Source organism: Streptomyces sp. NPDC057617 (assembly GCF_042800555.1).
Taxonomy (GTDB): Bacteria; Actinomycetota; Actinomycetes; order Streptomycetales; family Streptomycetaceae; genus Streptomyces.
The window spans coordinates 90,265-116,510 of sequence record NZ_JBHVGV010000006.1 but is presented as its reverse complement, the minus strand read 5'-3'; the positions used below and the strand labels follow the sequence as shown (position 1 = coordinate 116,510).

The 26,246-nt window shown below is 70.1% G+C and carries 18 protein-coding genes; all 18 read left to right on the top strand.

The annotated features are described in order from the left end of the window. Positions 1-61 precede the first annotated feature (61 nt). The 18 genes from mreC (at position 62) to ACFU9P_RS16795 (ending at position 26,167) form a co-directional block, all read left to right on the top strand. Positions 62-1,168 carry a rod shape-determining protein MreC gene (gene mreC / locus ACFU9P_RS16880; RefSeq protein ID WP_384081220.1) on the top strand — a complete coding sequence of 369 codons (1,107 nt, stop codon included), beginning with the start codon at positions 62-64 and terminating at the stop codon, positions 1,166-1,168. Between the two features lie 11 nt (positions 1,169-1,179). Then, positions 1,180-1,857 (top strand): rod shape-determining protein MreD, encoded by a 678-nt coding sequence (mreD, locus tag ACFU9P_RS16875; RefSeq protein ID WP_376375735.1) that lies wholly within the window; start codon positions 1,180-1,182, stop codon positions 1,855-1,857. Beyond that, positions 1,854-4,028, top strand: a complete 2,175-nt coding sequence (gene mrdA, locus ACFU9P_RS16870; protein ID WP_376375737.1) for a penicillin-binding protein 2 — start codon at positions 1,854-1,856, stop codon at positions 4,026-4,028. The genes mreD and mrdA overlap by 4 nt, the downstream gene beginning before the upstream one ends. Positions 4,029-4,031: 3 nt before the next feature. Next, positions 4,032-5,231, top strand: a complete 1,200-nt coding sequence (gene rodA, locus ACFU9P_RS16865; protein WP_376375739.1) for a rod shape-determining protein RodA — start codon at positions 4,032-4,034, stop codon at positions 5,229-5,231. Positions 5,232-5,333: 102 nt separating this feature from the next. Beyond that, entirely contained in the window at positions 5,334-6,917 is a 1,584-nt protein-coding gene (locus tag ACFU9P_RS16860) for a CHAD domain-containing protein (RefSeq protein WP_384081216.1), read from the top strand. Between the two features lie 109 nt (positions 6,918-7,026). Beyond that, a complete protein-coding gene (locus tag ACFU9P_RS16855) occupies positions 7,027-8,952 on the top strand; it encodes a TIGR03960 family B12-binding radical SAM protein (RefSeq protein ID WP_376375745.1) in 1,926 nt (641 codons plus the stop codon). Positions 8,953-9,189: 237 nt separating this feature from the next. Continuing rightward, positions 9,190-9,972 (top strand): TIGR03936 family radical SAM-associated protein, encoded by a 783-nt coding sequence (locus tag ACFU9P_RS16850; protein WP_384081213.1) that lies wholly within the window; start codon positions 9,190-9,192, stop codon positions 9,970-9,972. Positions 9,973-10,203: 231 nt separating this feature from the next. Then, positions 10,204-14,346: an Rne/Rng family ribonuclease gene (locus tag ACFU9P_RS16845; protein WP_384081210.1), complete on the top strand. Its 4,143-nt coding sequence runs from the start codon at positions 10,204-10,206 to the stop codon at positions 14,344-14,346. A 277-nt stretch (positions 14,347-14,623) separates the two neighbouring features. Next, positions 14,624-14,944, top strand: a complete 321-nt coding sequence (rplU, locus tag ACFU9P_RS16840) for a 50S ribosomal protein L21 (RefSeq protein WP_046498608.1) — start codon at positions 14,624-14,626, stop codon at positions 14,942-14,944. A gap of 14 nt (positions 14,945-14,958) precedes the next feature. Next, complete coding sequence (gene rpmA / locus ACFU9P_RS16835) at positions 14,959-15,216, top strand: 50S ribosomal protein L27 (protein ID WP_376375754.1); 258 nt, start codon at positions 14,959-14,961, stop codon at positions 15,214-15,216. A gap of 165 nt (positions 15,217-15,381) precedes the next feature. Continuing rightward, complete coding sequence (obgE, locus tag ACFU9P_RS16830) at positions 15,382-16,818, top strand: GTPase ObgE (protein ID WP_384081206.1); 1,437 nt, start codon at positions 15,382-15,384, stop codon at positions 16,816-16,818. Between the two features lie 269 nt (positions 16,819-17,087). Further along, positions 17,088-18,596, top strand: coding sequence for an SDR family NAD(P)-dependent oxidoreductase (locus ACFU9P_RS16825; RefSeq protein WP_384081203.1), 1,509 nt, complete (start codon positions 17,088-17,090; stop codon positions 18,594-18,596). Positions 18,597-18,654: 58 nt separating this feature from the next. Then, entirely contained in the window at positions 18,655-20,736 is a 2,082-nt protein-coding gene (locus ACFU9P_RS16820; protein ID WP_384081201.1) for a hypothetical protein, read from the top strand. 200 nt (positions 20,737-20,936) lie between these two features. After that, positions 20,937-22,169, top strand: coding sequence for a glycosyltransferase family 2 protein (locus ACFU9P_RS16815; RefSeq protein WP_384081198.1), 1,233 nt, complete (start codon positions 20,937-20,939; stop codon positions 22,167-22,169). 135 nt (positions 22,170-22,304) lie between these two features. Continuing rightward, positions 22,305-23,372 (top strand): glucose-1-phosphate thymidylyltransferase, encoded by a 1,068-nt coding sequence (locus tag ACFU9P_RS16810; RefSeq protein ID WP_376375767.1) that lies wholly within the window; start codon positions 22,305-22,307, stop codon positions 23,370-23,372. Further along, complete coding sequence (gene rfbB / locus ACFU9P_RS16805) at positions 23,369-24,355, top strand: dTDP-glucose 4,6-dehydratase (RefSeq protein WP_384081194.1); 987 nt, start codon at positions 23,369-23,371, stop codon at positions 24,353-24,355. The genes ACFU9P_RS16810 and rfbB overlap by 4 nt, the downstream gene beginning before the upstream one ends. Continuing rightward, positions 24,352-25,281 (top strand): dTDP-4-dehydrorhamnose reductase, encoded by a 930-nt coding sequence (gene rfbD / locus ACFU9P_RS16800; RefSeq protein WP_384081192.1) that lies wholly within the window; start codon positions 24,352-24,354, stop codon positions 25,279-25,281. The genes rfbB and rfbD overlap by 4 nt, the downstream gene beginning before the upstream one ends. Positions 25,282-25,372: 91 nt before the next feature. Next, positions 25,373-26,167 (top strand): class I SAM-dependent methyltransferase, encoded by a 795-nt coding sequence (locus tag ACFU9P_RS16795; protein WP_384081189.1) that lies wholly within the window; start codon positions 25,373-25,375, stop codon positions 26,165-26,167. Positions 26,168-26,246: the final 79 nt, after the last annotated feature.

Here is a 26,246-nt window from a genome sequence, read left to right as displayed (position 1 = left end):
GACCGCCGGTATCCCCGATCCACGCTGAAACATTCCTACGAGGAAGGCACGGCCGCCGCACGTGAGGGACACACGAGAGAGCCGGCTGCTCCTGGTGCTGCTGATCGCCATCGCGTTCGCACTGATCACGGTGGACATCCGCGGTGGCGAGGGATCCCCGGTCGACGGCGCGCGGCGGGCCGCCGCGGCGGTCTTCGGCCCGGTGGAGAACGGCGTCGCGGCCGCGGTGAATCCGGTGGGCAACGCCATAGGAGCCGTACGGGACTCCGGCGCGCGGCACGACCGTATCGCCGCTCTCCAGAAGGAGAACACCGAACTCAAGCAGCGGCTCGGCAGTGACGCCCGCAACCGCAGCCGGGTGCGCGAGCTGGACAAGATGCTCAAGAAGGCGGGGGCCGGGCAGTACGGCATCAAGGGCGCCGAAGTCATCGCCATAGGAGCCGCGCAGGGCTTCTCCTGGACGGTCACCATCGACGCCGGCGCCGACGACGGCATCCAGCGCGACATGACGGTCATCAACGGGGACGGTCTGGTGGGCAGGGTCACCACGGTCGGCCCGAGCACCGCGACCGTACTGCTCGCCAATGACCCGGACTTCACGGTCGGCACCCGGATGGAGACCACCGACGAACTCGGCTTCGCCACCGGGCAGGGCGACCAGCCGCTGTCCGTGCAGCTCCTCAACGGCAAGTCGAAGGTGAAGAAGGGCGACCGGCTGGTGACCTTCGGGTCCAGCCGCGACAAGCCGTTCGTACCCGGAGTGCCGGTCGGCGAGGTCGTACGGGTCGATCCGTCCGGCGGCAACCTCACCCGGACCATCTACGTACGGCCGTTCGTCGGGTTCACCAAGCTCGACATCGTCGGTGTGGTGGTCGAGGCGCCCAGGACGGATCCGCGCGACACGGTGCTGCCGCCCAAGCCCAAGGCCGAGCCGACGCCCACCGTCACCGTGACGGTCACCCCGTCGCCGGGGGCCAACCTCGAAGCGAACGGTGACGCCGCCGAACTGGCCGACGGGAACGACCCCGGGAACGGTACGGGCGTGGCGCCCGCCAACCCGCCCGCGAATCCGGCTGATCCGCAGGCGAATCCCCCGGCCAATCCACCGGGCAACCCCCCGGACAATCCGGCCGCCGATGACAACGCCCAAGCGGACGACGACGAGTAGGGCTGATTCCCATGCGCTTCAACCGGATTCTGCTCTCGGCCACGCTGATCGTGGTGGCCCTGGTCGTCCAGGTCTCGATCCTCTCCCGGCTCCAGCTCCCCGGCGCCGTCCCCGACTTGATGCTGCTCGTCGTCCTCGCGCTGGCCTTCGCGTACGGGCATGTCAGCGGCGCGCTGATCGGCTTCGGCGCCGGGCTGCTGGCCGATCTGGCGCCGCCCGCCGACCATGCCGCCGGGCGCTATGCCCTGGTGCTCTGTGTGATCGGCTATCTCGCCGGACTCGCCAAGCCCGAGAAGGGCCAGATGAGATCGGCGCTCGGGCCGATGACCGCCGTCGTCGCGGCTGCGGTCGGCTCGACGCTGCTGTACGCGGCGGTGGGTGCCCTCGTAGGGGACACCGCCGCCCGCCATGTGGGCCTCGGCAGCCTGCTGTTCACCGCGGCCGTCTACGATCTGCTCCTCGCGCCGTTCACCATTCCGCTGGTCATGTGGCTGGCGAGACGCGCCGACAACGATCCGCTCGCCGGGACCGAGAGCAACAACAGTGTCGGTGGCTCGGACGTCACCGCGAGCTGGCTCGCCTCCGGCACCGGACTGCGGATCGGCGGGCAGCGCGGCGGACTGTGGGTCAAGGCCGCCCGTAGCCGTGCGGCAAGGGCGGGACGTATCAAGGGGGTCAGGCGGCTGTGAGCAACATCCCGGAGACCGGGCGGACCCCGCGGGTCCAGATCCGGCTCATGGTCATCCAGGTACTGGTCTTCTCCCTTCTTCTCACCCTCGGCGGGCGGCTCTGGTACCTCCAGGTGCGCAACGGCCAGGAGTACACGGACGAGGCCAAGAGCAACCACGTACAGCAGGTCGTGCAGCCGGCCGTGCGCGGCTCGATCCTCGACACCCGGGGCGTGCCGCTCGCCGACAACGAGACCCGGCTCGTCGTCTCCACCAGCCGTACGGAGCTGATGAAGATGGACGACGGCGGCAAGGGCGTCCTGACCCGGCTGGCCGATGTCCTCGGGATGAAACCCAAGGACGTGATGGACAAGGTCAGGCTCTGCGACTCCAAGACCCCCCAGCCCTGCTGGAACGGTTCGCCCTACCAGCCGATCCCGGTCACCGACGAGGCCACCACCCAGCAGGCCCTGCAGATCCGCGAGCGCGCCGAGGACTTCCCCGGTGTCACCGCCGAGCCCACCGCCGTACGCCGCTACACCGCGCCCGGACTCGCCAACACCGCCCAGGTGCTGGGGTATCTCTCGCCCGTCACCGACGAGGAGATCACCAAGGCGCAGGACACGGACTCGCCGTACCTCCGCTCCGACCAGGTCGGCCGCTCCGGCCTTGAGCGTACGTACGACAAACAGCTGCGCGGCAAGGCCGGGGTGACCCGCTACGAGGTCGACAACCTGGGCCGGGTCATCGGGCTGGCGCGCAGTGACCAGGCCGTGCCCGGCGACCATGTCGTCACCTCCATCGACGCACGCGTGCAGGCCGTCGCCGAGTACGAGCTGAACGAGGCCATGAAGGCCGCCCGCAAGGAGATGGACCGCAACACCAACACCCACTACAAGGCGGACTCCGGCGCCGTGGTGGTCATGGAGGCGAAGACCGGCCGGATCGTCGCGATGGCCTCCCAGCCGACGTACGACCCCAACGCCTGGGTCGGCGGTATCTCCGCGAAGGACTACGCCAGGCTCACCGGCAAGAAGTCCAACTTCCCGCTGCTGAACCGGGCCATCCAGGGCCAGGCGGCCCCCGGCTCGATCTTCAAGGTGGTCTCCTCGACCGCCGCGGTCAGGGCCGGATACAAATTCAACGGCAGCTACCCGTGCCCCAGTTCGTACAGCATCGGCGGCCAGACATTCCAGAACTTCGAGTCCCGGGGCTACGGCAGCATCAGCCTCGGCAAGGCGCTCGAAGTCTCCTGCGACACCGTCTTCTACGGGCTCGCGCACAAGGAGTGGATCAAGGACGGCGGGCTGAAGCCCAAGAAGGACGCCAAGAACTGGTTCTACACGACGGCCCATCTGTTCGGCCTCGGCAAGGAGACCGGTATCGACCTCCCCAACGAGGTCACGGGCCGGATCCCGGACCGCGAGTGGAAGCAGAAGTTCTGGGAGGCCAACAAGGACAGCTGGTGCAAGCAGGGCAAGAAGGGCGGCACCTACATCCAGCGGCTCGCCTACGAAGGCTGCCTCGAAGGCAACCGGATGCGCGCCGGTGACTCCGTCAACTACTCGATCGGCCAGGGCGACATCCTCGTCACCCCGATACAGATGGCGACCATCTACTCGGCGATCTCCAACGGCGGCACCCTCAACAACCCGGTCGTCGGCAAGGCGATCGTCAGCGCCGACGGCAAGAACGTCAAGAAGATCGAGCCCAAGTCGCACGGCAAGCTGCCCATGAACCAGAAGACGCGCGACCAGATCGACGCGGCTCTCGCGGCGGTCACCACCACCGGATCGGCCGCGTGGCGGTTCGGCGGATGGCCGCAGAAGCAGATCCCGATGCACGCCAAGACGGGTACGGCCGAGGTCTACGGCAAGCAGACGACCTCCTGGTTCGCCTCGTACACCAGCGACTACACGATCGTCATGACCATCTCCCAGGGTGGTACCGGCTCCGGGGCCTCGGGCCCCGCCGTACGGAAGATCTACGAAGCGATGTACGGGCTGGACCCGAAGGGCAAGCAGGACGTCAGCAAGGCCCTGATGCCCGAGCCGCGTACGGACCTGCCGAAGATCCTGCCGGACGGTCAGATCGAGGCGCCGAAGATCCTGCCGTACGAACCGCCTAAGGAACCGCTGGACGAACAGACGCTCGCGGGCCCGCCCGCGGTCGTCACCGCACGAAGGGACTGAGCCATGGCCGGCACAGGTGGCTTCTCGGTCTCCTCATACGGTCCGAAGCGGGGGACGTGGACGCGGCTCGCGGCGCGTGACTCGATGGTGCGCCGGCTCGACTGGCCGCTGCTCTTCTCGTCGCTGGCGCTGTCGCTGCTGGGCTCGCTGCTGGTGTGGTCGGCGACCCGCAACCGTACCCAGCTCAACCAGGGCGACCCGTACTTCTTCCTGCTGCGGCACCTGCTGAACACCGGTATCGGGGTCGTGCTGATGATCGGCACGATCTGGCTGGGGCACCGCACCCTGCGGGGCGCGGTGCCGGTGCTGTACGGGCTGTCGGTCGTCCTGGTCGTGCTGGTGCTCACCCCGCTCGGCGCCACCATCAACGGCGCGCACGCGTGGATCCTGCTGCCCGGGGGCTTCTCGCTCCAGCCGTCCGAGTTCGTGAAGGTCACCATCATCCTGGGCATGGCGATGATGCTGGCGGCCCGGGTGGACGCGGGGGACCAGATCCATCCGGACCACTGGACCGTCGCGAAGTCGCTCGGGGTCGCGGTGCTGCCGATGGCCATCGTGATGCTGATGCCGGACCTCGGTTCGGTGATGGTCATGGTGGTGATCGTGCTCGGGGTGCTGCTGGCCTCGGGCGCGTCCAACCGGTGGGTCTTCGGGCTGATAGGAGCGGGGGCGGCCGGCGCGGTCGCGGTCGCGGCGCTGGGGGTGCTCGACGAGTACCAGATCAACCGCTTCGCGGCGTTCGCCAACCCGGAGCTGGACCCGGCGGGCGTCGGCTACAACACCAACCAGGCGCGGATCGCGATCGGTTCGGGCGGACTGACCGGCACCGGGCTGTTCAAGGGCTCGCAGACCACCGGGCAGTTCGTGCCCGAGCAGCAGACCGACTTCGTCTTCACGGTCGCCGGCGAGGAGCTGGGATTCGTCGGCGCGGGGCTGATCCTGCTGCTGCTCGGCGTGGTGCTGTGGCGGGCCTGCCGGATCGCGCGGGAGACGACCGAGCTGTACGGGACGATCATCGCGGCCGGGATCATCACCTGGTTCGCGTTCCAGTCCTTCGAGAATGTCGGGATGACGCTGGGGATCATGCCGGTGGCGGGTCTGCCACTGCCCTTCGTGTCGTACGGAGGAACCTCGATGTTCGCCGTGTGGATAGCGGTCGGGCTGCTCCAGTCGATCCGCGTGCAGCGGCCGATGTCGGCGTGAGCCGGGCGCCGGCCTGAGCCGGGCGCCGGCCCGAGCTGCGTGAATGGGCTGTTGGGGTCGCAGGGGCTGCCCGAGGGCGGTCCCTGCGACTAAATTCGGTATATGGCGGACATCAAGTGTGAGATCGAGCGGAAGTACGAGCTTCCCGAGGGCGGCCGGGGCCGCGCGGCCAAGGGCGGCGGGCCCGACGGGGCCTTCGAGCTGCCGGATCTGACCGGGGTCAAGGGGGTCTCCCGGGTCCGCCCCAAGGGCGTCGTCGAGCTGGACGCGGTCTACTACGACACCCCCGATCTGCGCCTCGCCGCCGACCGGCTCGTCCTCCGCCGCAGAACGGGCGGCGCGGACGAGGGCTGGCATCTGAAGTTCCCGGTCTCGACCGGCATCCGGGACGAGATCCGGGCTCCGCTGACCGAGAGCGTCCCGCGCGAGCTGTACCGGCTGGTCCGCTCCCGGGTCCGGGACGCCGAGCTGGCGCCGCTCGTACGGCTGCGGTCCTCCCGCGACCTCACCCATCTGGTGGATACGGAGGGCACACTGCTCGCCGAGGTGAGCGTCGACGCCGTACAGGCGGAACGCCTCGCCGGTGAGCCCGCCGACGGACAGCCCGCCGCCACCGCCTGGACCGAGGTGGAGGTGGAGCTGGGGGACGACGCCGATCCGGCGGTGCTGGACGCGGTGGAGAAGAAGCTGCGCAAGGCGGGGCTGCGGCCCTCGGCGGTCGGGTCGAAGCTGAGCAGGGCGCTGGCCGAGACGGTCGGGAAGGTACCTGGGGAGAAGGCCGGGAAGGCCGGCGGCGCGGCAGGCACCGCCGCGGACCATGTGCTCGCCTATCTGCGGGCCCAGGCCGACGCGATCGTCGCCCAGGACCCCGCGATCCGCCGCGACCTCCCGGACTCCGTGCACCAGTTGCGGGTCGCCACCCGCCGGATGCGCTCCGCGTTCCGTACGTACGGCAAGGTCATCGACCGGTCCGTCACCGACCCGATCGGCGAGGAGCTGAAGTGGCTCGCCGCCGAGCTGGGCATCGACCGCGATCAGGAGGTGCTCAACGAACGGCTGCTGGCCCGGGTCGGCGAAGTGCCCAGGACCCTGCTGCTCGGGCCGGTGCGCGGGCGGCTCAGGGCCTGGAACGCCGGGCGCCGGGCGGGCTCGCGGAGCAGGACCGTCGGCGTGCTCGACAGCGAGCGCTACCTCGCGCTGCTCGACCGTATCGACGCGCTGCTGGCGGACCCGCCGCTGCGGCCCGCCGCGGCCGGGGCGCCCGGCAAGGTGCTGCCCGCCGCGGTCGTCAAGGACTACGGGCGGCTGGCGGGCCGGGTCGAGGAGGCGCTCGCGCTGCCGCCCGGCGAGGAGCGGGACATCGCCCTGCACAACGCCCGCAAGGCGGCCAAGCGCGCCCGTTACGCGGCCGAGGCGGCGGGGCCCGCGCTGGGCAAGCCGGCCAAGCGGTTCGTCAAGCGGATGAAGACCGTGCAGACCGTCCTCGGCGACCACCAGGACAGCGTGGTGGCGCGCGACGCGCTGCGCGATCTGGCGATCCAGGCACACGCGGCGGGCGACTCGGCGTTCACCTGGGGGCTGCTGTACGGGCACGAGGAGGCCCAGGCCGCGCGCAGGGAGCGGGAGCTGCCGAGGGTGTGGGAGAAGGCGTCGGCACCGAGGCTGCGGGCGGATCTGACGGGCTGAGGGCCGGGGTAGGCTGGATGGCCAGCGTTGTCGGGCCACGCGGTCCGGCCGTCCGGTCCACCCACCCGGTCCGTCTTCCCGGTCCGTCTACCCGGTCCACGAAAGATCTGTGATGCCTGAATCGGTCTTCCCACAGCTCGAAGCCCTGCTCCCGCATGTGCAGAAGCCGATCCAATATGTGGGCGGCGAGCTGAACTCCACCGTCAAGGACTGGGACTCCTGCGATGTCCGCTGGGCGCTGATGTACCCGGACGCGTACGAGGTGGGGCTGCCCAACCAGGGCGTCATGATCCTGTACGAGGTGCTGAACGAGCGCGAGGGCGTGCTCGCCGAGCGTACGTACAGCGTCTGGCCGGACCTCGAAGCGCTGATGCGCGAGCACCGGGTCCCGCAGTTCACGGTCGACTCGCACCGGCCCGTCTCCGCCTTCGACGTCCTCGGGCTGAGCTTCTCCACCGAGCTGGGCTACACCAACATGCTCACCGCCCTGGACCTCGCGGGGATCCCGCTCGCGGCCCGGGACCGTACCGTCGACCACCCCATCGTCCTCGCGGGCGGCCACGCGGCCTTCAACCCCGAGCCGGTCGCGGAGTTCATCGACTGCGCGGTCATCGGCGACGGCGAGCAGGCCGTCCTGGAGATCACGGAGATCATCCGCGCCTGGAAGGCCGAGGGCAGGCCCGGCGGGCGCGAGGAGGTCCTGTTCCGGCTCGCGAAGACCGGCGGGGTGTACGTCCCCGGCTTCTACGACGTCGAGTACCTGCCGGACGGCCGGATCGCCCGGGTCGTACCGAACAGGTCGGGCGTGCCGTGGCGGGTGTCCAAGCACACCGTGATGGACCTCGACGAGTGGCCGTACCCGAAGCAGCCGCTCGTACCGCTCGCCGAGACCGTCCATGAGCGGATGTCCGTGGAGATCTTCCGCGGCTGTACGCGCGGCTGCCGCTTCTGCCAGGCCGGCATGATCACGCGCCCGGTGCGCGAGCGCAGCATCACGGGCATCGGCGAGATGGTCGAGAAGGGGCTGAAGGCGACCGGCTTCGAGGAGGTCGGGCTGCTCTCGCTGTCCTCCGCCGACCACAGCGAGATCGGCGACATCGCCAAGGGGCTCGCCGACCGGTACGAGGAGGACAAGATCGGGCTCTCCCTGCCGTCCACCCGCGTCGACGCGTTCAATGTCGACCTGGCCAACGAGCTGACCAGGAACGGCCGCAGGTCCGGGCTGACCTTCGCGCCCGAGGGCGGCTCCGAGCGGATGCGCAAGGTCATCAACAAGATGGTCTCGGAGGAGGATCTGATCCGTACGGTCTCCACGGCGTACGGCAACGGCTGGCGCCAGGTGAAGCTGTACTTCATGTGCGGCCTGCCGACCGAGACCGACGAGGACGTCCTCCAGATCGGCGACATGGCCGTCAAGGTCATCGCCGAGGGCCGCAAGGTCTCCGGGCAGAACGACATCCGCTGCACGGTCTCGATCGGCGGTTTCGTGCCCAAGCCGCACACGCCGTTCCAGTGGGCGCCGCAGCTCAGCGCCGAGGAGACCGACGCGCGGCTGGAGAAGCTCCGCGACAAGATCCGCGGCGACAAGAAGTACGGCCGCTCGATCGGCTTCCGCTACCACGACGGCAAGCCCGGCATCGTCGAGGGCCTGCTCTCGCGCGGCGACCGGCGCATCGGCGCGGTGATCCGCGCGGTGTACGAGGACGGCGGCCGCTTCGACGGCTGGCGCGAGCACTTCTCGTACGACCGCTGGATGGCCTGCGCGGAGAAGGCGCTGCCGGAGTACGGCGTGGACGTCGCCTGGTACACCACGCGCGAGCGTACGTACGAGGAGGTCCTGCCCTGGGACCACCTGGACTCCGGTCTCGACAAGGACTGGCTCTGGGAGGACTGGCAGGACGCGCTCGACGAGACCGAGGTCGAGGACTGCCGCTGGACGCCGTGCTTCGACTGCGGTGTGTGCCCGCAGATGGACACGCAGATCCAGATCGGCCCGACGGGCAAGAAGCTGCTGCCGCTGACGGTCGTCAAGTAACTGACCTGAAGCAGCTGATCTGACGGTCGTCACGCAACTGTCATTCGTACGGAGCGGGCAGGGGGCACGAGCCTGGGGAACTCCTGGGGGCCCGTGCGCGTACTCTGGGTAGTACAACGATCGTCCCCGGGGGACGGCCCCCATGTCCGAGGGCGGCGCGTCACCGCGTACCGCCCGCACCGAGGAGAAGAAGCACTGGGCAAGCGACAGCCCGAAGGCCCGCCGCCCGCACCGGCGGTGCAGCGCATCCGACTGCGCTACACCAAGCGAGGCCGCCTCCGGTTCACCAGCCACCGTGACTTCCAGCGCGCTTTCGAGCGGGCACTGCGCCGCGCCGACGTACCCATGGCGTACTCGGCGGGGTTCACCCCGCACCCGAAGGTGTCGTATGCCAATGCCGCACCCACCGGCACGGGCAGCGAGGCCGAGTTCCTGGAGATCGCCCTGGCGGAGGCCCGCGACCCGGAAAGGCTGCGTGAGCTGCTCGACGAGTCGCTGCCGGCCGGGCTCGACATCATCGACGCCGTCGAGGCCCGTACGTCGGGGCTCGCCGACCGGCTGACCGCTTCCGTATGGGAGCTGCGGCTGGACGGGGTCGAGGCCGAGACGGCCGAGCGGGCCGTGGCGGCGTTCCTCGCCGCCGAGTCGGTAGAGGTGGAGCGCCGTACGAAGAACGGTCTGCGGACCTTCGACGCACGGTCCGCCGTGGTCGCGCTGGAGGCGGGTCGTCCACAGGCCGATAGGCCGGGGGACGCGCCCTGTGCGATACTGCGGCTGGTTGTTCGGCACGCAACACCCGCCGTACGACCCGACGACGTCCTGTCCGGTCTCCGAGCTGTGGCCGACCTGGCGCCGCCGGTCCCCGCTGCGGTGACCAGGCTGGCGCAGGGGCTCTTCGACGAGGAGTCCGGCACGGTGACCGACCCGCTCGCGCCCGACCGCGAGGCAGTGCGGCCCGCCCCATCCGAGGCCGCCGTACTCGCCGCCGCGAAGGCGCCGGAAGGTGCTGGTTCCGCGTAGGGCGGTCGTTGTAGCGCAGCCCTGGGACTCGGGAGCCACCTGGGTCGGGCCACGCGATGACCAGAAGACTTTCGCCAGGCCGTGCGTACAGCGCGCAGGGAACCGGCGAGCCAGACATAACAGCTCCCGTGCGGCGCCCGCGCCCCGGACGGCGGCATTCGCGCACTGCGCGGGCCGCGGCCGGACCGGACCAGGCGTGGCGCCCGGGAGCGTGACGGGAGAAACCCCCGCATGCTTGAGCCCATCGAACCCGGGATGCCCGGGGACACCAACGACAACGAACAGACCGAACAGAGCGAGCCGGCGGCGCAGAATGAGCCGGCAGCTCAGAACGACACCCCCAGTGACACGCTGCCGCCGCGCCGCAGGCGCCGTGCCGCGTCCCGGCCCGCGGGGCCGCCGGCCGGGGCCGAGGGGGCGGCGGAGGCCGTGAGCGCGGCCGAGACGGTCATGCCGGCCATACCGGCCGCTGAGGCGGCCGAGGCCGTGGAACCTGCTGAGGCCGAGGAGACGGAAGAGACCGAGGCGGCCGCTGCCGTCGTCGAGGAGCCCGCGCCGCCGCGGGTGCGCCGTCGTGCGACGCGCAAGGTCGCGGCACCGGCTCCCGAGGTGACCGCGACGGAGAGTACGGAGAGTGCCACGGCGGTTGCGGCTGATGCGCCGGAGCCCGCTGAGGCTGCCGCGCCGGAGCCCGTAGCGCCGCGTACCCGGCGGCGTGCGACCCGTAAGACCGCGGCTCCCGAGGTGACCGCCGAGGCCGCCGCAGCGGATCAGGCCACTGAGCCCGCTGAGGCCGCCGTGTCGGACGAGCCCGCCGCCGAGCCCGCTCCCGCGACCCGTACCCGGCGGCGTGCCACTCGTAAGGCCACCGCGCCCGAGGCCACCGCCGCCGAGCCCGCCGGGACCGTCGTTCCCGAGGCCGCCGCCGAGGCCGTTGAGGCCGTCGCCGAGGAGCCCGCGCCCGCCACTCGTACGCGCCGCCGCGCCCGCAGGGCCACCGCGCCCGCCGGAGCGCCGGGCGCCGAGGGGAGCGAGAGCCAGGAGGGCGAGGGCCTGCCGCAGGACACGGTCGCGCAGATCAGCGCCGACGAGGAGCAGGTCAGGGCCGCCGAGAAGGCCGCCAGCCGGGGCCGTACGCGCCGCAGGGTCACCGCGCCGGAGACCGCCCCCGAGCCCGAGCCGGTGGCCGCCGCCGCGGCGGAGCAGGAGGCCGAGGCGCCCGAGCGCACGCGCCGCCGCGCCGTCCGGCCCGCCGTCGCCGTCTTCCAGGCGCCGGTCTTCACCGAGCCGATGTTCCAGACGCCGGAGACCGCGGCTGCCGCTGCCGCCGCTGTCCGGCCCGCGTACGACGACACGTACGACACCGACCCGGCCGCCGACGACTTCGACGCCCGCTACGCCGACCACGCCGACGACTCCGTCGACCCCGTGCACGAGAGCGCCCCGGCGCCCGAGCCGGCCGCCGCGCCGGAGCCGTCAGGCCGCCGTCGGCGCCGTCGCCGCGGTGAGCAGGCCGAGCCCGCCGAGAGCGCGCCGGCCGCGGAGGACGTGTCCCACGAGCTGGACGAGTCCGGCGCCGAAGCCGAGCAGTCGGCCGAGGGCGACGACTCCGACGAGTACGAGGACCGGCCCTCGCGCCGCCGCCGCAGGGGCGGCCGGCGCCGCCGCCGTGGCGAGTCCGCCGAGGCCGACGAGACCACGGACGAGCAGCAGGACGAGTCCGCCGCCGAGCACCCTGAGGACTCGGCCGAGGACACGGACCGCGAGAGCGACACGGACGACGAGGACCACGAGGCCGAGGGGGCTGCGGAGCCATCCGGCGGCGGCTCCTCCAGCAGCCGACGCCGCCGTCGCCGCCGCCGTCGCAGCGGTGACAGCGCCGCCGAGGCCGACTCGGGCGGCGACGACCCGGAGCGTACGGTCGTCAAGGTCCGCGAGCCGCGTGAGCGGCGCGGCAAGGACACCGAGTCCGGCACCGGCGGTGACGAGGTCCAGTCCATCAAGGGCTCGACCCGGCTGGAGGCCAAGAAGCAGCGCCGCCGCGAGGGGCGCGAGCAGGGCCGCCGCAGGGTGCCGATCATCACCGAGGCGGAGTTCCTCGCCCGTCGCGAGGCCGTCGAGCGTGTGATGGTCGTCCGCCAGAACGGCGAGCGGACCCAGATCGGCGTCCTCGAAGACAATGTGCTCGTCGAGCACTACGTCAACAAGGAGCAGGCCACCAGCTACGTCGGCAACGTGTACCTGGGCAAGGTGCAGAACGTACTGCCGTCCATGGAGGCCGCCTTCGTCGACATCGGCAAGGGGCGCAACGCCGTCCTGTACGCGGGTGAGGTCAACTTCGAGGCGCTCGGCATGGCCAACGGGCCGCGCCGGATCGAGAGCGCCCTCAAGTCCGGACAGTCCGTACTCGTCCAGGTGACGAAGGACCCGATCGGGCACAAGGGCGCCCGGCTCACCAGCCAGGTGTCGCTGCCCGGCCGCTATCTGGTCTATGTGCCCGAGGGTTCGATGACCGGCATCAGCCGCAAGCTGCCCGACACCGAGCGGGCCCGGCTGAAGACCATCCTCAAGAAGATCGTCCCCGAGGACGCGGGCGTCATCGTCCGTACGGCCGCCGAGGGCGCCAGCGAGGACGAGCTGCGCCGCGATGTCGAACGGCTCCAGGGACAGTGGGAGGACATCAGGAAGAAGGCGAAGAGCGGCAACGCGCCGACCCTTCTCTACGGTGAGCCCGACATGACCGTCCGGGTCGTCCGCGACATCTTCAACGAGGACTTCACCAAGGTCATCGTGAGCGGTGACGAGGCGTGGCGGACCATCCACGGCTATGTCACGCATGTCGCGCCGGACCTGTCCGACCGGCTGTCGCGCTGGACGAGCGAGGTCGACGTCTTCGCGACGTACCGCATCGACGAGCAGCTCATGAAGGCGCTGGACCGCAAGGTCTGGCTGCCCAGCGGCGGTTCGCTGGTGATCGACAAGACCGAGGCCATGGTCGTGGTCGACGTCAACACCGGGAAGTTCACCGGGCAGGGCGGCAATCTGGAGGAGACCGTCACCAGGAACAACCTGGAGGCGGCCGAGGAGATCGTGCGCCAGCTCCGGCTGCGCGACCTCGGCGGTATCGTCGTCATCGACTTCATCGACATGGTGCTGGAGTCCAACCGGGATCTGGTGCTGCGGCGGCTGCTGGAGTGCCTGGGCCGTGACCGTACGAAGCACCAGGTCGCCGAGGTCACCTCGCTGGGCCTGGTGCAGATGACCCGGAAGCGGGTCGGGCAGGGGCTGCTGGAGTCGTTCTCCGAGACCTGCGTGCACTGCAACGGCCGCGGTGTGATCGTGCACATGGAACAGCCGACGGCGGCCGGTGGCGGCGGGAACGGCAAGCGGTCCAAGAAGCGCGGTCGCGGTGGCGCCGGCGCGGACCACGAGCACGACCATGAGCACGAGCCCCTGGAGATCGTGGCGGAGACCGAGGCCGAGCGGGAGAGCGAGGCCGAGGTAGCGGCGGAGGTGGCCGCTCCGGCCGCGCTGGCCGAGCCCGCGTTCGCGCCGGACGAGGAGCTGTACAGCAGCGTCGCGGAGGCGGAGGCGGCGGTACGGGGCCGTTCGCGGCGCCGGGCGTCGCGCAAGGCGTCCGCACCGGCCGGTGCGCCCAAGGCCGTGGAGCCCGAGGTGCCCGCCGAGGTCGAGGCGGCGCTGTCGGCACCGGAGGCCGAGCCCGAGGCGCTGGTGGAAGCGGCGGAGGTCCCGAGGGCCCGTACGCGCCGCCGGGCCACGCGCAAGGCGACGGCTCCGGCCGGTTCGCCGAAGGCGGCGGACGCGGCGGCGGCGGCCGAGGTGGTGCTGCCCGCGCCCGAGACCGTACCGGCGCCGGCCGGTCCTGAGCTGGTGTCCGAGCTGGTCGCCGCCGAGACGGCCGTGGCCGGGGCGCCTGTGGCTGTCGCCGAGGAGGCGCCGGTCGTGGCCCCGCCGCGGGCGCGGCGCCGGGTGACCCGCAAGGTCACCGCACCGGCGGGCCCGCCGTCGGGCGCGGAGGACGGAGCGGTTGTGGTGGTGGCTTCGGCCGCGCCGGCCGCGTCGCCCGCCAGGTCCGAGGAGGCCGCGGAGACGTCCGTACCGGAGCCCCAGGAGGCCGCGGACACCGCGGAAGCCCCCGAAGAGGCGTCCGTACCGGCCAAGAAGACGGCACGCAAGACCGCCGCCAAGAAGGCCACCACGAAGAAGGCCGCCGCCAAGAAGACGACGGCCAAGAAGGCCGCGGCGAAGAAGACGACGACGGTCAAGAAGACGGCCGCGAAGTCGGCGGCGAAGAAGACCGCGGCGGCGGAGCAGCAGACGCCCTCGGGCGTCAGCGCCACCACGGAGGACTGAGGTCCAGGACGCGTCCCTGAAGCTGGACGGACGCGTCCCCGACAGCGGACGGGCCGGCCCGAGTGGCCGGCCTGTCCGGTGTCAGGGACCTGGTTTGACCCTCCCGAGGGCGGGCCCGTAGTCTGAACCTTCGGCGTGCTCCTGTGCGCGCCCACTCCTGAGCACCCACCTCCCGGACTCCGGGGGAGGCCGCTCGTCCTGTCAGGACCGCCATGGGCCCCGGCCCGTGCGGGCGGCTGGCATCAGGGGTTCCGTTCCGAGCGAGAGTGAGATCCGCGTGTACGCCATCGTGCGCAGCGGTGGCCGCCAGCACAAGGTTGCTGTCGGCGACATCGTTGAGGTTGACAAGATTTCCACCGCCAAGGTCGGCGACACGGTGGAGCTCAGGACCCTGCTCGTGGTCGACGGCGACGCCGTCACCAGCGACCCGTGGGTGCTGGACGGTATCAAGGTCACGGCCGAGGTCGTGGACCACCACAAGGGCGCGAAGATCGACATCCTGCGCTACAAGAACAAGACCGGCTACCGCCGTCGCCAGGGTCACCGTCAGCAGTACACGGCGATCAAGGTCACCGGTATCCCCGCGGCCGCGAAGTAAGGGACTGAGGAGACATGGCACACAAGAAGGGCGCATCGTCCACCCGGAACGGGCGCGACTCGAACGCTCAGCGGCTCGGCGTGAAGCGCTTCGGCGGTCAGGTCGTCAACGCCGGTGAGATCCTCGTCCGCCAGCGCGGCACCCACTTCCACCCGGGCTCCGGCGTCGGCCGCGGCGGCGACGACACGCTGTTCGCGCTGAACGCGGGCGCGGTGGAGTTCGGCACCAGCCGTGGCCGCAGGGTAGTGAACATCGTTCCGGTCGCCGAGTAATCCGGTACCCGTAGAGCGGTTCTCCTCTGCTCGGCGGACTGCGCCGCAGAGCCGCTGAGCAGAGCGTTTCACTTCGCGAGGGCGGACCTCACTTCCCGGCCGGGAAGCGGGTCCGCCCTTCGCATGTTGCACGTCAGAGATGTACGTACGTACGGGAGGCACCCCATGACCACCTTCGTGGACCGCGTCGAGCTGCATATCGCCGCGGGTAACGGAGGCCACGGCTGCGCCTCCGTACACCGGGAGAAGTTCAAGCCGCTCGGCGGCCCGGACGGCGGGAACGGCGGGCACGGCGGCGATGTGATCCTCGTCGTCGACCAGTCAGTGACGACCCTGCTCGACTACCACCACTCGCCGCACCGCAAGGCCACCAACGGCAAGCCCGGCGAGGGCGGCAACCGGTCCGGCAAGGACGGCCAGGACCTGGTCCTGCCGGTGCCCGACGGTACGGTCGTCCTCGACCGGCAGGGCACTGTCCTCGCCGACCTGGTCGGGCAGGGCACCACCTATGTCGCCGCCGAGGGCGGCCGCGGCGGGCTCGGCAACGCCGCGCTGGCGTCGGCCCGGCGCAAGGCCCCGGGCTTCGCGCTGCTCGGCGAGCCCGGCAGAGCGGGCGAGATCGTGCTGGAGCTGAAGACGGTCGCCGATGTGGCGCTCGTCGGCTATCCGAGCGCCGGAAAGTCCTCGCTGATCTCGGTGCTCTCGGCGGCCAAGCCGAAGATCGCGGACTATCCGTTCACCACGCTCGTGCCCAACCTGGGCGTGGTCACGGCCGGTTCGACCGTCTACACCATCGCGGATGTCCCCGGGCTGATCCCGGGCGCCAGCCAGGGGCGTGGGCTGGGGCTGGAGTTCCTGCGCCATGTCGAGCGCTGCTCGGTGCTCGTCCATGTCCTGGACACGGCGACGCTGGAGTCCGACCGCGATCCGGTGACCGACCTCGATGTGATCGAGGAGGAACTGGCGCAGTACGGCGGTCTGGGCGGCCGGCCGCGGGTCGTCGTCCTCAACAAGGTCGACATCCCGGACGGCCGGGACCTGGCCGAGATGATCAGGCCCGAGCTCGAACAGCGCGGCTACCGCGTCTTCGAGGTGTCGGCGGTCGCTCATTCGGGGCTCAAGGAGCTGTCGTTCGCGCTCGCCGAGATCGTCGCGCAGGCGCGCGCCGAGAAGCCGAAGGAAGAGGCGACCCGGATCGTCATCCGGCCGAAGGCCGTCGACGACGCGGGGTTCACCGTCACCCTGGAGGACGACGGGATCTACCGGGTGCGCGGCGAGAAGCCCGAACGTTGGGTGCGCCAGACCGACTTCAACAACGACGAGGCCGTCGGCTATCTCGCGGACCGGCTCAACCGGCTCGGGGTCGAGGACGCGCTGATGAAGGCCGGTGCGCGGGCGGGCGACGGAGTGGCCATCGGGGCGGAGGACGACGCGGTCGTCTTCGACTGGGAGCCGACGATGATGGCGGGCGCGGAGATGCTCGGGCGGCGTGGCGAGGACCACCGTCTTGAGGCGCCGCGGCCGGCGGCGCAGCGGCGCAGGGACCGGGACGCGGAGCGGGACGAGGCGCAGCGCGAGTTCGACGCGTTCAACCCGTTCTAGGGCGCGCACCCCTTCCGGGTCACGCTTTCCGTGCCGGCCGTACACCTTTCGTTCACCGGAACCGGTCGGTTGCCGGGTTTGTCCTTAATCGCCGGACGGGCTTGAACAGCCCGTCCGGCAATTCGGCGTACGCAGAGTGGTGTATTAGTGTTCTCAGGTGAATCAGGGGTTGCGGGCCGATGTCGCTGGGCTGTGGTCCACCTTGCGAGAGGATTGCCGCGGGTGGGACCATCGCCTCATCCTCTGAGCCCGCAAGGTAGGTCAGTCCTGTGTCTGCAACTCCCGCGTCGCCCGCGAAGCCCCGTACCACCGCCGTCGTCCTGGCGGGCGGCACCGGTCAGCGAGTGGGCCTGTCGATCCCGAAGCAGTTGCTGAAGATCGCGGGGAAGGCGGTCATCGAGCACACACTGTCGGTGTTCGAGCGGAGCGACTCGATCGACGACGTGATCGTGCTGATGGCGCCCGGCTATGTGCCGGACGTGGAGAAGATCGTCGCCAAGGCCGGTCTCGCCAAGGTCAGCAGGATCATCGAGGGCGGCTCGACGCGGAACGAGACCACCGAGCGCGCCATCGCCGCACTCAGCGAGGGCCTGGCCGAAGGCGAGGACCGCAATGTCCTCTTCCACGACGCCGTGCGCCCGCTGCTCTCGCAGCATGTGATCAAGGACTGTGTGGACGCGCTGGAGCGCTACCAGGCCGTGGATGTGGCGATCCCGTCCGCGGACACGATCATCGTGACCCGTACGCACGGCGAGGACGGCGAGTTCATCACGGACGTCCCCGACCGGTCCCGGCTGCGGCGCGGCCAGACCCCGCAGGCGTTCAAGCTCTCCACCATCCGCAAGGCGTACGAGATCGCCGCCGGCGACCCCAACTTCCAGGCGACCGACGACTGTTCGGTGGTGCTGAGGTATCTGCCGGACGTGCCGATCCATGTGGTGGCGGGCGACGAGTTCAATATGAAGGTGACGCAGCCGGTCGATGTCTTCATCGCCGACAAGCTGTTCCAGCTCGCCTCCGCCACCGCTCCGCAGCAGTCCTCGGACGACTCCTACCGGGAGCTGCTGACCGGCAAGACGGTGGTTGTGTTCGGCGGCTCGTACGGCATCGGCGCGGACATCGCGCAGCTCGCGCAGGACTTCGGCGCCGCGGTCTACGCGCTGGGGCGCTCCACGACCGGTACGCATGTCGAGAACCCGGAGCATGTCGACGACGCGCTCTCCCGCGCCTATGCGGAGACCGGCCGTATCGACTACGTCATCAACACCGCGGGCGTGCTCCGCATCGGCAAGCTGGCCGAGACGGACAACACCACCATTCAGGAAGCGCTGAACGTCAACTATCTGGCCCCGGTGCAGATCGCCCGGGCCTCGTACAAATACCTTGCCGAGACCAAGGGCCAGCTCCTGCTCTACACCTCCAGCAGCTATACGCGCGGCCGTGCCGAGTACAGCCTCTACTCGTCCACGAAGGCGGCCATGGTGAATCTCACCCAGGCCCTCTCCGACGAATGGGCGGCCGACGGGATCCGGGTGAACTGTGTGAATCCCGAGCGCACGGCCACTCCCATGCGCACCAAGGCGTTCGGCCAGGAGCCCGAGGGATCGCTGCTCTCCTCCGAGGCGGTCGCCAGGACCTCGCTCGACGTGCTGCTGTCCGAGCTGACCGGCCATGTCATCGACGTACGGCAGCAGGACCCGACCCGGGGCGCCTCCGAGGCGTCCGATTTCGAGCAGGCGCTCGCCGCAGTACTGGACCGTCAGGAAGATGTGAAATAATCCCCATTTTCCCGTTTATTCACTCTCTCGTTCTCCCGCGGTCTGGAGCAGGTTTTCCGTGATTTCGACAGCCATTCGCCTGGCCCGTGTGGGCAGCGGAGCAGAGCTGGCAGCCGCACTTCTGCTGGGAATCTCCTTCCCGTGCGTGATGGTCGCCGCGATAATTCCCGAACTCTGGTTCTTCGCGGCGGCTGCCGCTGTGACCTATCTCGCGGACACCTTTCTGCATCAGCGCGGCAGCTATCTGGTGAACCGGCTCGCCAAGGTGCGCGCCGGGCTGTCGATCCGCTTTCTGATCCGGCAGATGCTGCTGGTGCTGCTGGTCGCGCGCTCGGGGCTCGGCGAGGACCGGATCTTCTATGTGACCGTGGTCGCCGTGCTGGCGTTCTACGGGCTCCAGGCCCCGCACGGCGCGATCGTCACCCTGCTCAGGCTGCGCCGGAAGCTGCCCGTGGTCACCCGCAACATCGACCTGGGCGCGCTCCGGATCCCGGACGCCCCGCCGCGCTGGCTGCTCAACCGGTCCGCCGAGAAGATGCTCCATCTGGACGTCTTCGCCATGGCGGGGGTGCTGATCACGCTGGAGACCCGGGACAACCTGTACGGCTTCGCGGGCCTCGGTCTTTCGGTGGTGCTGGCCGCGGGCTATGTCGCGGGGCTGCTGCCGTATCTGCGCCCGAGCCGGCTCGTACCGCCCGCCGAGAAGGTGCTCAAGGCGGTGGACGGCTGGCTGGCCGACTACCGGCCGACCGTGATGCTGTACTTCTCCGGCTCCAAGGAGTCCGCGTACCAGGTCAACATGTGGCTGGAGACGATGGGCGAGCTGGAGGGGCGGCCGCTGATCGTCCTGCGCGAGCGGGTCATAGCGCAGCAGCTCGGCCCCACGGCCGTGCCGGTGCTGTGCGTGCCCGGCGGGGTGCATCTGATGAACCTGGACCTGTCGACCGTACGGGTCGCGCTGTACGCGGCGAACGTCGGCAAGAACATCCATATGCTGCGCGTCCCGACGATGCGGCATGTCTTCATCGGGCACGGCGACAGCGACAAGCTCGCCAGCGTCAACCCGTTCAGCAAGGCGTACGACGAGGTGTGGACCGCGGGCCGGGCCGGGCGGGACCGGTACGCGCTGGCGGATGTCGGGGTGCGGGACGAGGACATCGTCGAGGTGGGCCGTCCGCAGCTCGCCCCGATCCGGCCGGCGGGTGGCGCCGGGGCCGGTGGCGCTTCGAAGAACCCGATTCCGACCGTGCTGTACGCCCCCACCTGGGAGGGCTGGGACGACAGCCCCGGCAATACCTCGCTGATCGCGGCCGGCGAGAACATCGTCAAGGCGCTGCTGACCGCGGAGCCACCCGTTCGGGTGCTCTACAAGCCGCATCCCTTCACCGGGACCCGCAGCCCCAAGGCGAAGGCCGCGCACGAGCGGATCGTCGCGCTGCTGGAGAAGGCCGCCGCCGAGCGCGCCACCGACACCCGCTGGGCCGATCAGGGCGCCGCGCTCCGCGCCGACCGGACGGCGGCGCGGGCTGAGCTGTCCCGTATCGAGACGCGGCTGACCGAGCTGTCCGCGATGGCCGACGCGAGCCGGGACGAGGCGGAGGAGTCGCGCGACGCCAAGGCCGACCCGGCGCGGCTGGCGGAGCTGACCCGGCTGCGGGACGAGTGGAACGGCGCGTACTGGCGCTCCTTCGGCTGGTGGGAGCACTGTGTCATCGGCGGCGCCGAGCCCCGGCTGTACGACTGCTTCAACGAGTCGGACGCGATGGTCTCCGACATCTCCAGCGTGGTGTCGGACTTCATCGCGAGCGGCAAGCCGTACGCGGTGACCGACTCGGCGGGTCTGGGCGCCGAGGAGTTCAAGCGGCAGAACACCGCGGTGCGGGCGGCCGTGATTCTCTCCAACAGCGCAGAAGAACTGGGGCAGTTGCTCGCCGCGGTGGCCGACCCGGCCGCCGACCGGCTGGCGGCCGACCGCCGCGAGCTGAAGCGGTACCTGCTCGGCCCCGACGAGCCCTCGTCGATTCAGCGCTTCAACGCGGCGGCACGCGCGCTGGCGGCCAAGGCGCAGGCACGCAACGCGGGAGTCGAACAGCGGATGGCGGGTCCCGAAGAGGCCGCGACACCGGCCGTACGGGGGTAACTCCCCGACGGTACGCGGCAGATGAGGCCCTGAAGCACGGCCTCGGCCCGGCAGGGCGCCTTCGGGCGCGCTGCCGGGCCTTTTCCGTACGGGAGTTGAGCACCGCCCCGGCGCGCCGGACGTGCACTGTGACGCGCATCACGCATACTGGCGATCGTGACAAGACAACCAACATCCGATGACGATTGTCTTGAATTCTGATGAACGATAAGTCAGTTCCCGACGTAAGCGTGATCGTCGGGGCATATGAAGCGATGCCTTATCTGATCCGCTGTCTGGAATCGGTGGAGGCCCAGACGCTGGGCGCCGGCCGTATCGAGATCGTCGCCGTCGACGACGGCTCGACCGACGGCACGGGGGAGTACCTGGAGGAGTTCGCGGCCAGGAGCGCCATCCCGACCAGGGTGGTGCGGCAGGCCAATTCGGGCGGCCCCAGCGGCCCCCGCAATGTCGGTCTCGGCCTGGCCCGGGGCCGTTACGTCTTCTTCCTCGACGCCGACGACTACTTCGGCGAGGAAGCACTGGAGCGCATGGTGGGCATGGCCGACCGCGCCGGTACGGACGTGGTGCTCGGCAAGATCGTGGGCGTGAACAGGGGCGCGCCCGGCTCCATGTGGAACCGCACGGCGGACCGCGTCGACATCTACAGCTCGCAGGTGATCTTCACCCTCAGCGCACAGAAGCTGTTCCGCCGCGAACTGCTCGAAAGGCTGAATCTGCGCTTCGACGAGACCCTCAAGACCGGCGAGGACGCCCTCTTCACCATGGAGGCGTACATCCGCGGCCGGGGCGTCTCGGTGATCTCCGACTACACCTGCTACTACCTGGTCGGCCGCGACGACGGCAAGCATGCGACCAAGACCGGCAGCTACGCCCTGCGGTTCGAGGCCACAGGGGCGCTGATGGCGCTGATCGCCGATCTGGTGCCGGCGGGCCCCAAGCGCGACCGCTTAATGGTCAGGCCCTTCACGGTCGGACTGATCCAGCAGTTCGGGCACGGACTGGTGAAGCAGTCCGAGACGGTCCAGCGGCACAAGATGGAGCTGGCCGCGCCGCTGATGGCACGCCACTGGACCCCGTCGGTGGCCCGGCGCATCAAGGTCTCCGAGCGGCTGCGGCTGGAGTGCGTGGCTCTCGGCCGGATGGATCTGCTCCGGGACATGCTCGCCTTCGTCAAGGCCGAGGCGAGGCCGGAGGTGGTCCGCAGGGGCCGCGCCCGCACCCCGTACCTCGCCTTTCCGCACTTCGGGGACCGCAGCACCGGCCTCAAGGACGCCTCGTACGAGGTCACCGTGCCCGACTGGGTGGGCAGACCCGGACTGGAGCGCATCGAGGCGCCCAGGACCGTACGCCGGCGAAGATCGCTGCTCTTCCGGCTGGCCAGGCGCGTGCGGACCCGGGTGCGGACCCGGTACGCGGTGCCCTCGCCGTAACGGCACAAGCACTCCGGCTGTCCGGTTCCGGCCGGTCAAGGTGTACGGCGAAAGGCCGTGCCGGAAATCGCAGGTAAAATCATGCCGTCGGGCGATGGCCGGACAGCACCAAAATCTCAGCATGGGATAGGGAATGTGAAGGCTCTCGTACTGTCCGGCGGGGCAGGCACCCGTCTGCGCCCCATCACACACACGTCCGCGAAACAGCTCGTACCGGTGGCGAACAAGCCGGTGCTCTTCTACGGCCTGGAAGCCATCGCCGAGGCGGGCATCACCGAGGTCGGCGTCATCGTCGGCGATACCGCGGAGGAGATCCGCGAGGCGGTCGGCGACGGCTCGCGCTTCGGCATAAAGGTCACCTACCTCCAGCAGGACGCGCCGCTCGGTCTGGCGCACGCCGTGCTGATCGCCCGAGACTTCCTGGGCGACGACGACTTCGTGATGTACCTCGGGGACAACTTCATCGTCGGAGGCATCACCGGACTGGTGGACGGCTTCCGCGAGGAGCGGCCCGACGCCCAGATCCTGCTCACCAAGGTCCCCAACCCGACCTCGTTCGGTGTGGCCGAACTGGACGCCGAGGGGCGGGTGGTGGCCCTGGAGGAGAAGCCGAAGGAGCCCAAGAGCGATCTCGCGCTCGTCGGGGTCTATCTCTTCACCCCGGCCGTCCATGAGGCCGTGCGCTCCATCGAGCCGTCCTGGCGCGGCGAGCTGGAGATCACCCACGCCATCCAGTGGCTGATCGACCAGCGGCGCGACGTCCGCTCCACGACCATCTCCGGGTACTGGAAGGACACCGGCAACGTCGCCGACATGCTGGAGGTCAACCGCTCGGTGCTGGAGACCGTCGAGCCCTGCCGCGACGGCTGGGTCGACGGGGCGACGGAGATCATAGGGCGGGTCAGGATCGAGGAGGGCGCGCGGGTCACCGGCAGCCGGATCGTCGGACCCGCGATCATCGGCGCGGGCACGGTCATCAGCGACGCCTACATCGGTCCCTTCACCTCCGTCTCCGAGGGCTGCCGGATCGAGGACAGCGAGATCGAGTACTCCATCGTCCTGCGCGGCTCCTCCCTCACCGGTGTGCGCCGGGTGGAGGCGTCACTGATCGGACGCGATGTCGAGATCACCCCCGCCCCCCGCAATCCGTCCGCCCACCGACTCGTCCTCGGCGACCACAGCAAGGTGCAGATCTCCTCATGACCCACAGGATCCTTGTGACCGGCGGTGCCGGTTTCATCGGCTCGCACTACGTCCGTACGGTGCTGGGGCCGCAGGGCCCCGGCGACATCGAGCTGACCGTGCTCGACAAGCTCACCTACGCGGGCAACCCGGCCAACCTCGACGAGGTCCGCGACCACCCCGGATTCTCCTTCGTCCAGGGCGACATCTGCGATGCCGAGCTGGCCGCCAAGCTGATGGCCGAGCACGACCAGGTGGTGCACTTCGCCGCCGAGTCGCATGTGGACCGCTCCATCGACGGCGGCGCCGAGTTCGTCCGTACGAATGTGGTGGGCACCCACACCCTGATCGACGCCGCGCACCGCGCCGGGGTGAAGACCTTCGTGCACATCTCCACCGACGAGGTGTACGGCTCGATCGACGAGGGCTCCTGGCCCGAGACCCATCCGCTGGAGCCCAACTCGCCGTACTCCTCGGCCAAGGCGTCCAGCGACCTGATCGCCCTCTCGTACCACCGCACCCACGGCCTGGACGTGCGGGTGACCCGCTGCTCCAACAACTACGGGCACCACCACTTCCCAGAGAAGGTCATCCCGCTCTTCATCACCAATCTGCTGGACGGCAAGAAGGTCCCGCTGTACGGCGACGGCGGCAATGTCCGGGACTGGCTGCACATCGACGACCATGTCCAGGGCATCGAACTGGTCCGTACGAAGGGCCGGGCCGGGCAGGTCTACAACATCGGCGGCGGCACGGAGCTGTCCAATAAGGAGCTGACCGGGCTGCTGCTGGAGGCCTGCGGAGCCGACTGGGACACCAGTGTCGAGTACGTCACCGACCGCAAGGGCCACGACCGGCGCTACAGCGTCGACTGCGCCAAGATCCGTACGGAGCTGGGGTACGAGCCGCGCAAGGACTTCGCCACCGGCCTCGCGGAGACCGTGGCGTGGTACCGCGACAACCGCGCCTGGTGGGAGCCGCTGAAGGGGCGTGCGGCGCTGTGAGCGGCCGGCCGGGCGGCTGGCTCGTCACCGGCGCCGGCGGGATGCTGGGGCGCGATCTGCTGGCGCGGCTCGCCGTGGCCGGGGAGCACGCGGCCGGTCTGGACCGTACCGCTCTGGACATCACCGACCCGGGCGCCGTGCGCGCCGCCATGGACACATACGCGCCATCGGTGGTCGTCAACTGCGCGGCCTGGACGGCCGTGGACGACGCCGAGGCCAAGGAGACCGAGGCGCTCGCGGTCAACGGCACCGGGCCCCGGGTCCTCGCGGAGGCCTGCGCGGCCTCCCGCGCGATCCTGATCCAGGTGTCCACGGACTACGTCTTCGCGGGGGACGGCCGGACACCGTACGGCGAGTACGACCTCACCGCGCCGCGCAGCGCCTACGGCCGCACCAAGCTGGCCGGTGAGCGCGCGGTGCTCGCCGCCCTGCCGGAGACGGGCTATGTGGTCCGTACGGCCTGGCTGTACGGAGCGGGCGGCGGGAACTTCGTCCGTACGATGATCAAGCTGGAGTCCGTCAAGGACACCCTGGACGTGGTGGACGACCAGCGCGGCCAGCCCACGTGGACCGCGGATCTCGCGGACCGGCTGGTACGGCTGGGGCAGGCGGCCCTCGTGCGGGCGGCGGAGCCCGGGATCTACCACGGCACCAGCGGCGGCGAGACGAGCTGGTTCGGCCTCACCCGGGAGATCTTCCGGCTGCTGGGCGCGGACCCGGAGCGGGTCCGTCCGACGACCAGCGAGGCCTTCGTACGGCCGGCGCCCAGGCCCGCGTACAGCGTCCTGGGGCACGAGCGGTGGAAGCCCGTCGGCATCGAACCGATCCGGGACTGGCGGGACGCGCTTGAGGACGCGTTTCCGGCGCTGGTGGCGGCGGAGCGCGGGCAGGTGGCGGGCCGCCGAATGGGTGTTACTGATCGGTAGATGTTTACGGACAACATCTGTACCCACTAAGTTCACTGAGAATCAATCCGTACGTTGTTGATTCTCAGTGATCTCAGTGAAGGGCCCTTACGTGGATCGCCACGGCTTCCTGCGCCGACTGCACCGTGTGTACAAACCCCGCAACTATCTGGAGATCGGGGTCAATGACGGGCGCAGCCTGGCACTGTCCCGGGTTCCGTCGGTGGCCGTCGACCCGGCGTTCCGGGTCGTCACGGACATCAGTTGCGATGTCCATCTGGTCAAGGCCACCAGCGACGACTTCTTCGCCCGCAAGGATCCTCTGATCCATCTGCGCAACGGCCGCAACCCGTTCCGCGCGCTGGCCCGCCGTGACCCGGTCAATCTCTTGGGCGGCGAGCCGAAGCTGGAGATGTCGTTCATCGACGGCATGCATCTCTTCGAGTTCGCGCTGCGGGACTTCATGAATGTCGAGAAGCACTCCCGCTGGTCCAGCGTGATCGTCCTGGACGACATGCTGCCGCGCGATGTCGACGAGGCCGCGCGGGACCGGCACACCAAGTTCTGGGCCGGCGATGTCTACAAGGTCGCGCAGGTGCTGCGGCGGTTCCGCCCCGATCTGCTGGTCGTCGACGTCGACACCGAGCCGACCGGGGTGGTGGCCATCTTCGGCGCCAACCCGGAGAGCACGGTGCTGAAGGACAAGTACGACAAGATCATCGAGGAGTATGTCGTCCCGGACCCGCAGAAGGTGCCGGACGAGGTGCTGGTCCGCAAGAACGCGGTACGGCCCGAGGCGCTGCTCGGGGCCGGGTTCTGGACGGGGCTGGCGCGTGCTCGTAACCTGCGGCGCCCGCGGTCGGCCTTCGCGCCGCTGCGCAAGCAGATCGAGGCGATCACCGGCTGAGATCGCACTCGTATCGACAGGCCTGTACCGGCCTGTGTACGGAAGGGGAAGAACAGCCCCCGATTGGGCCGGACCCTCC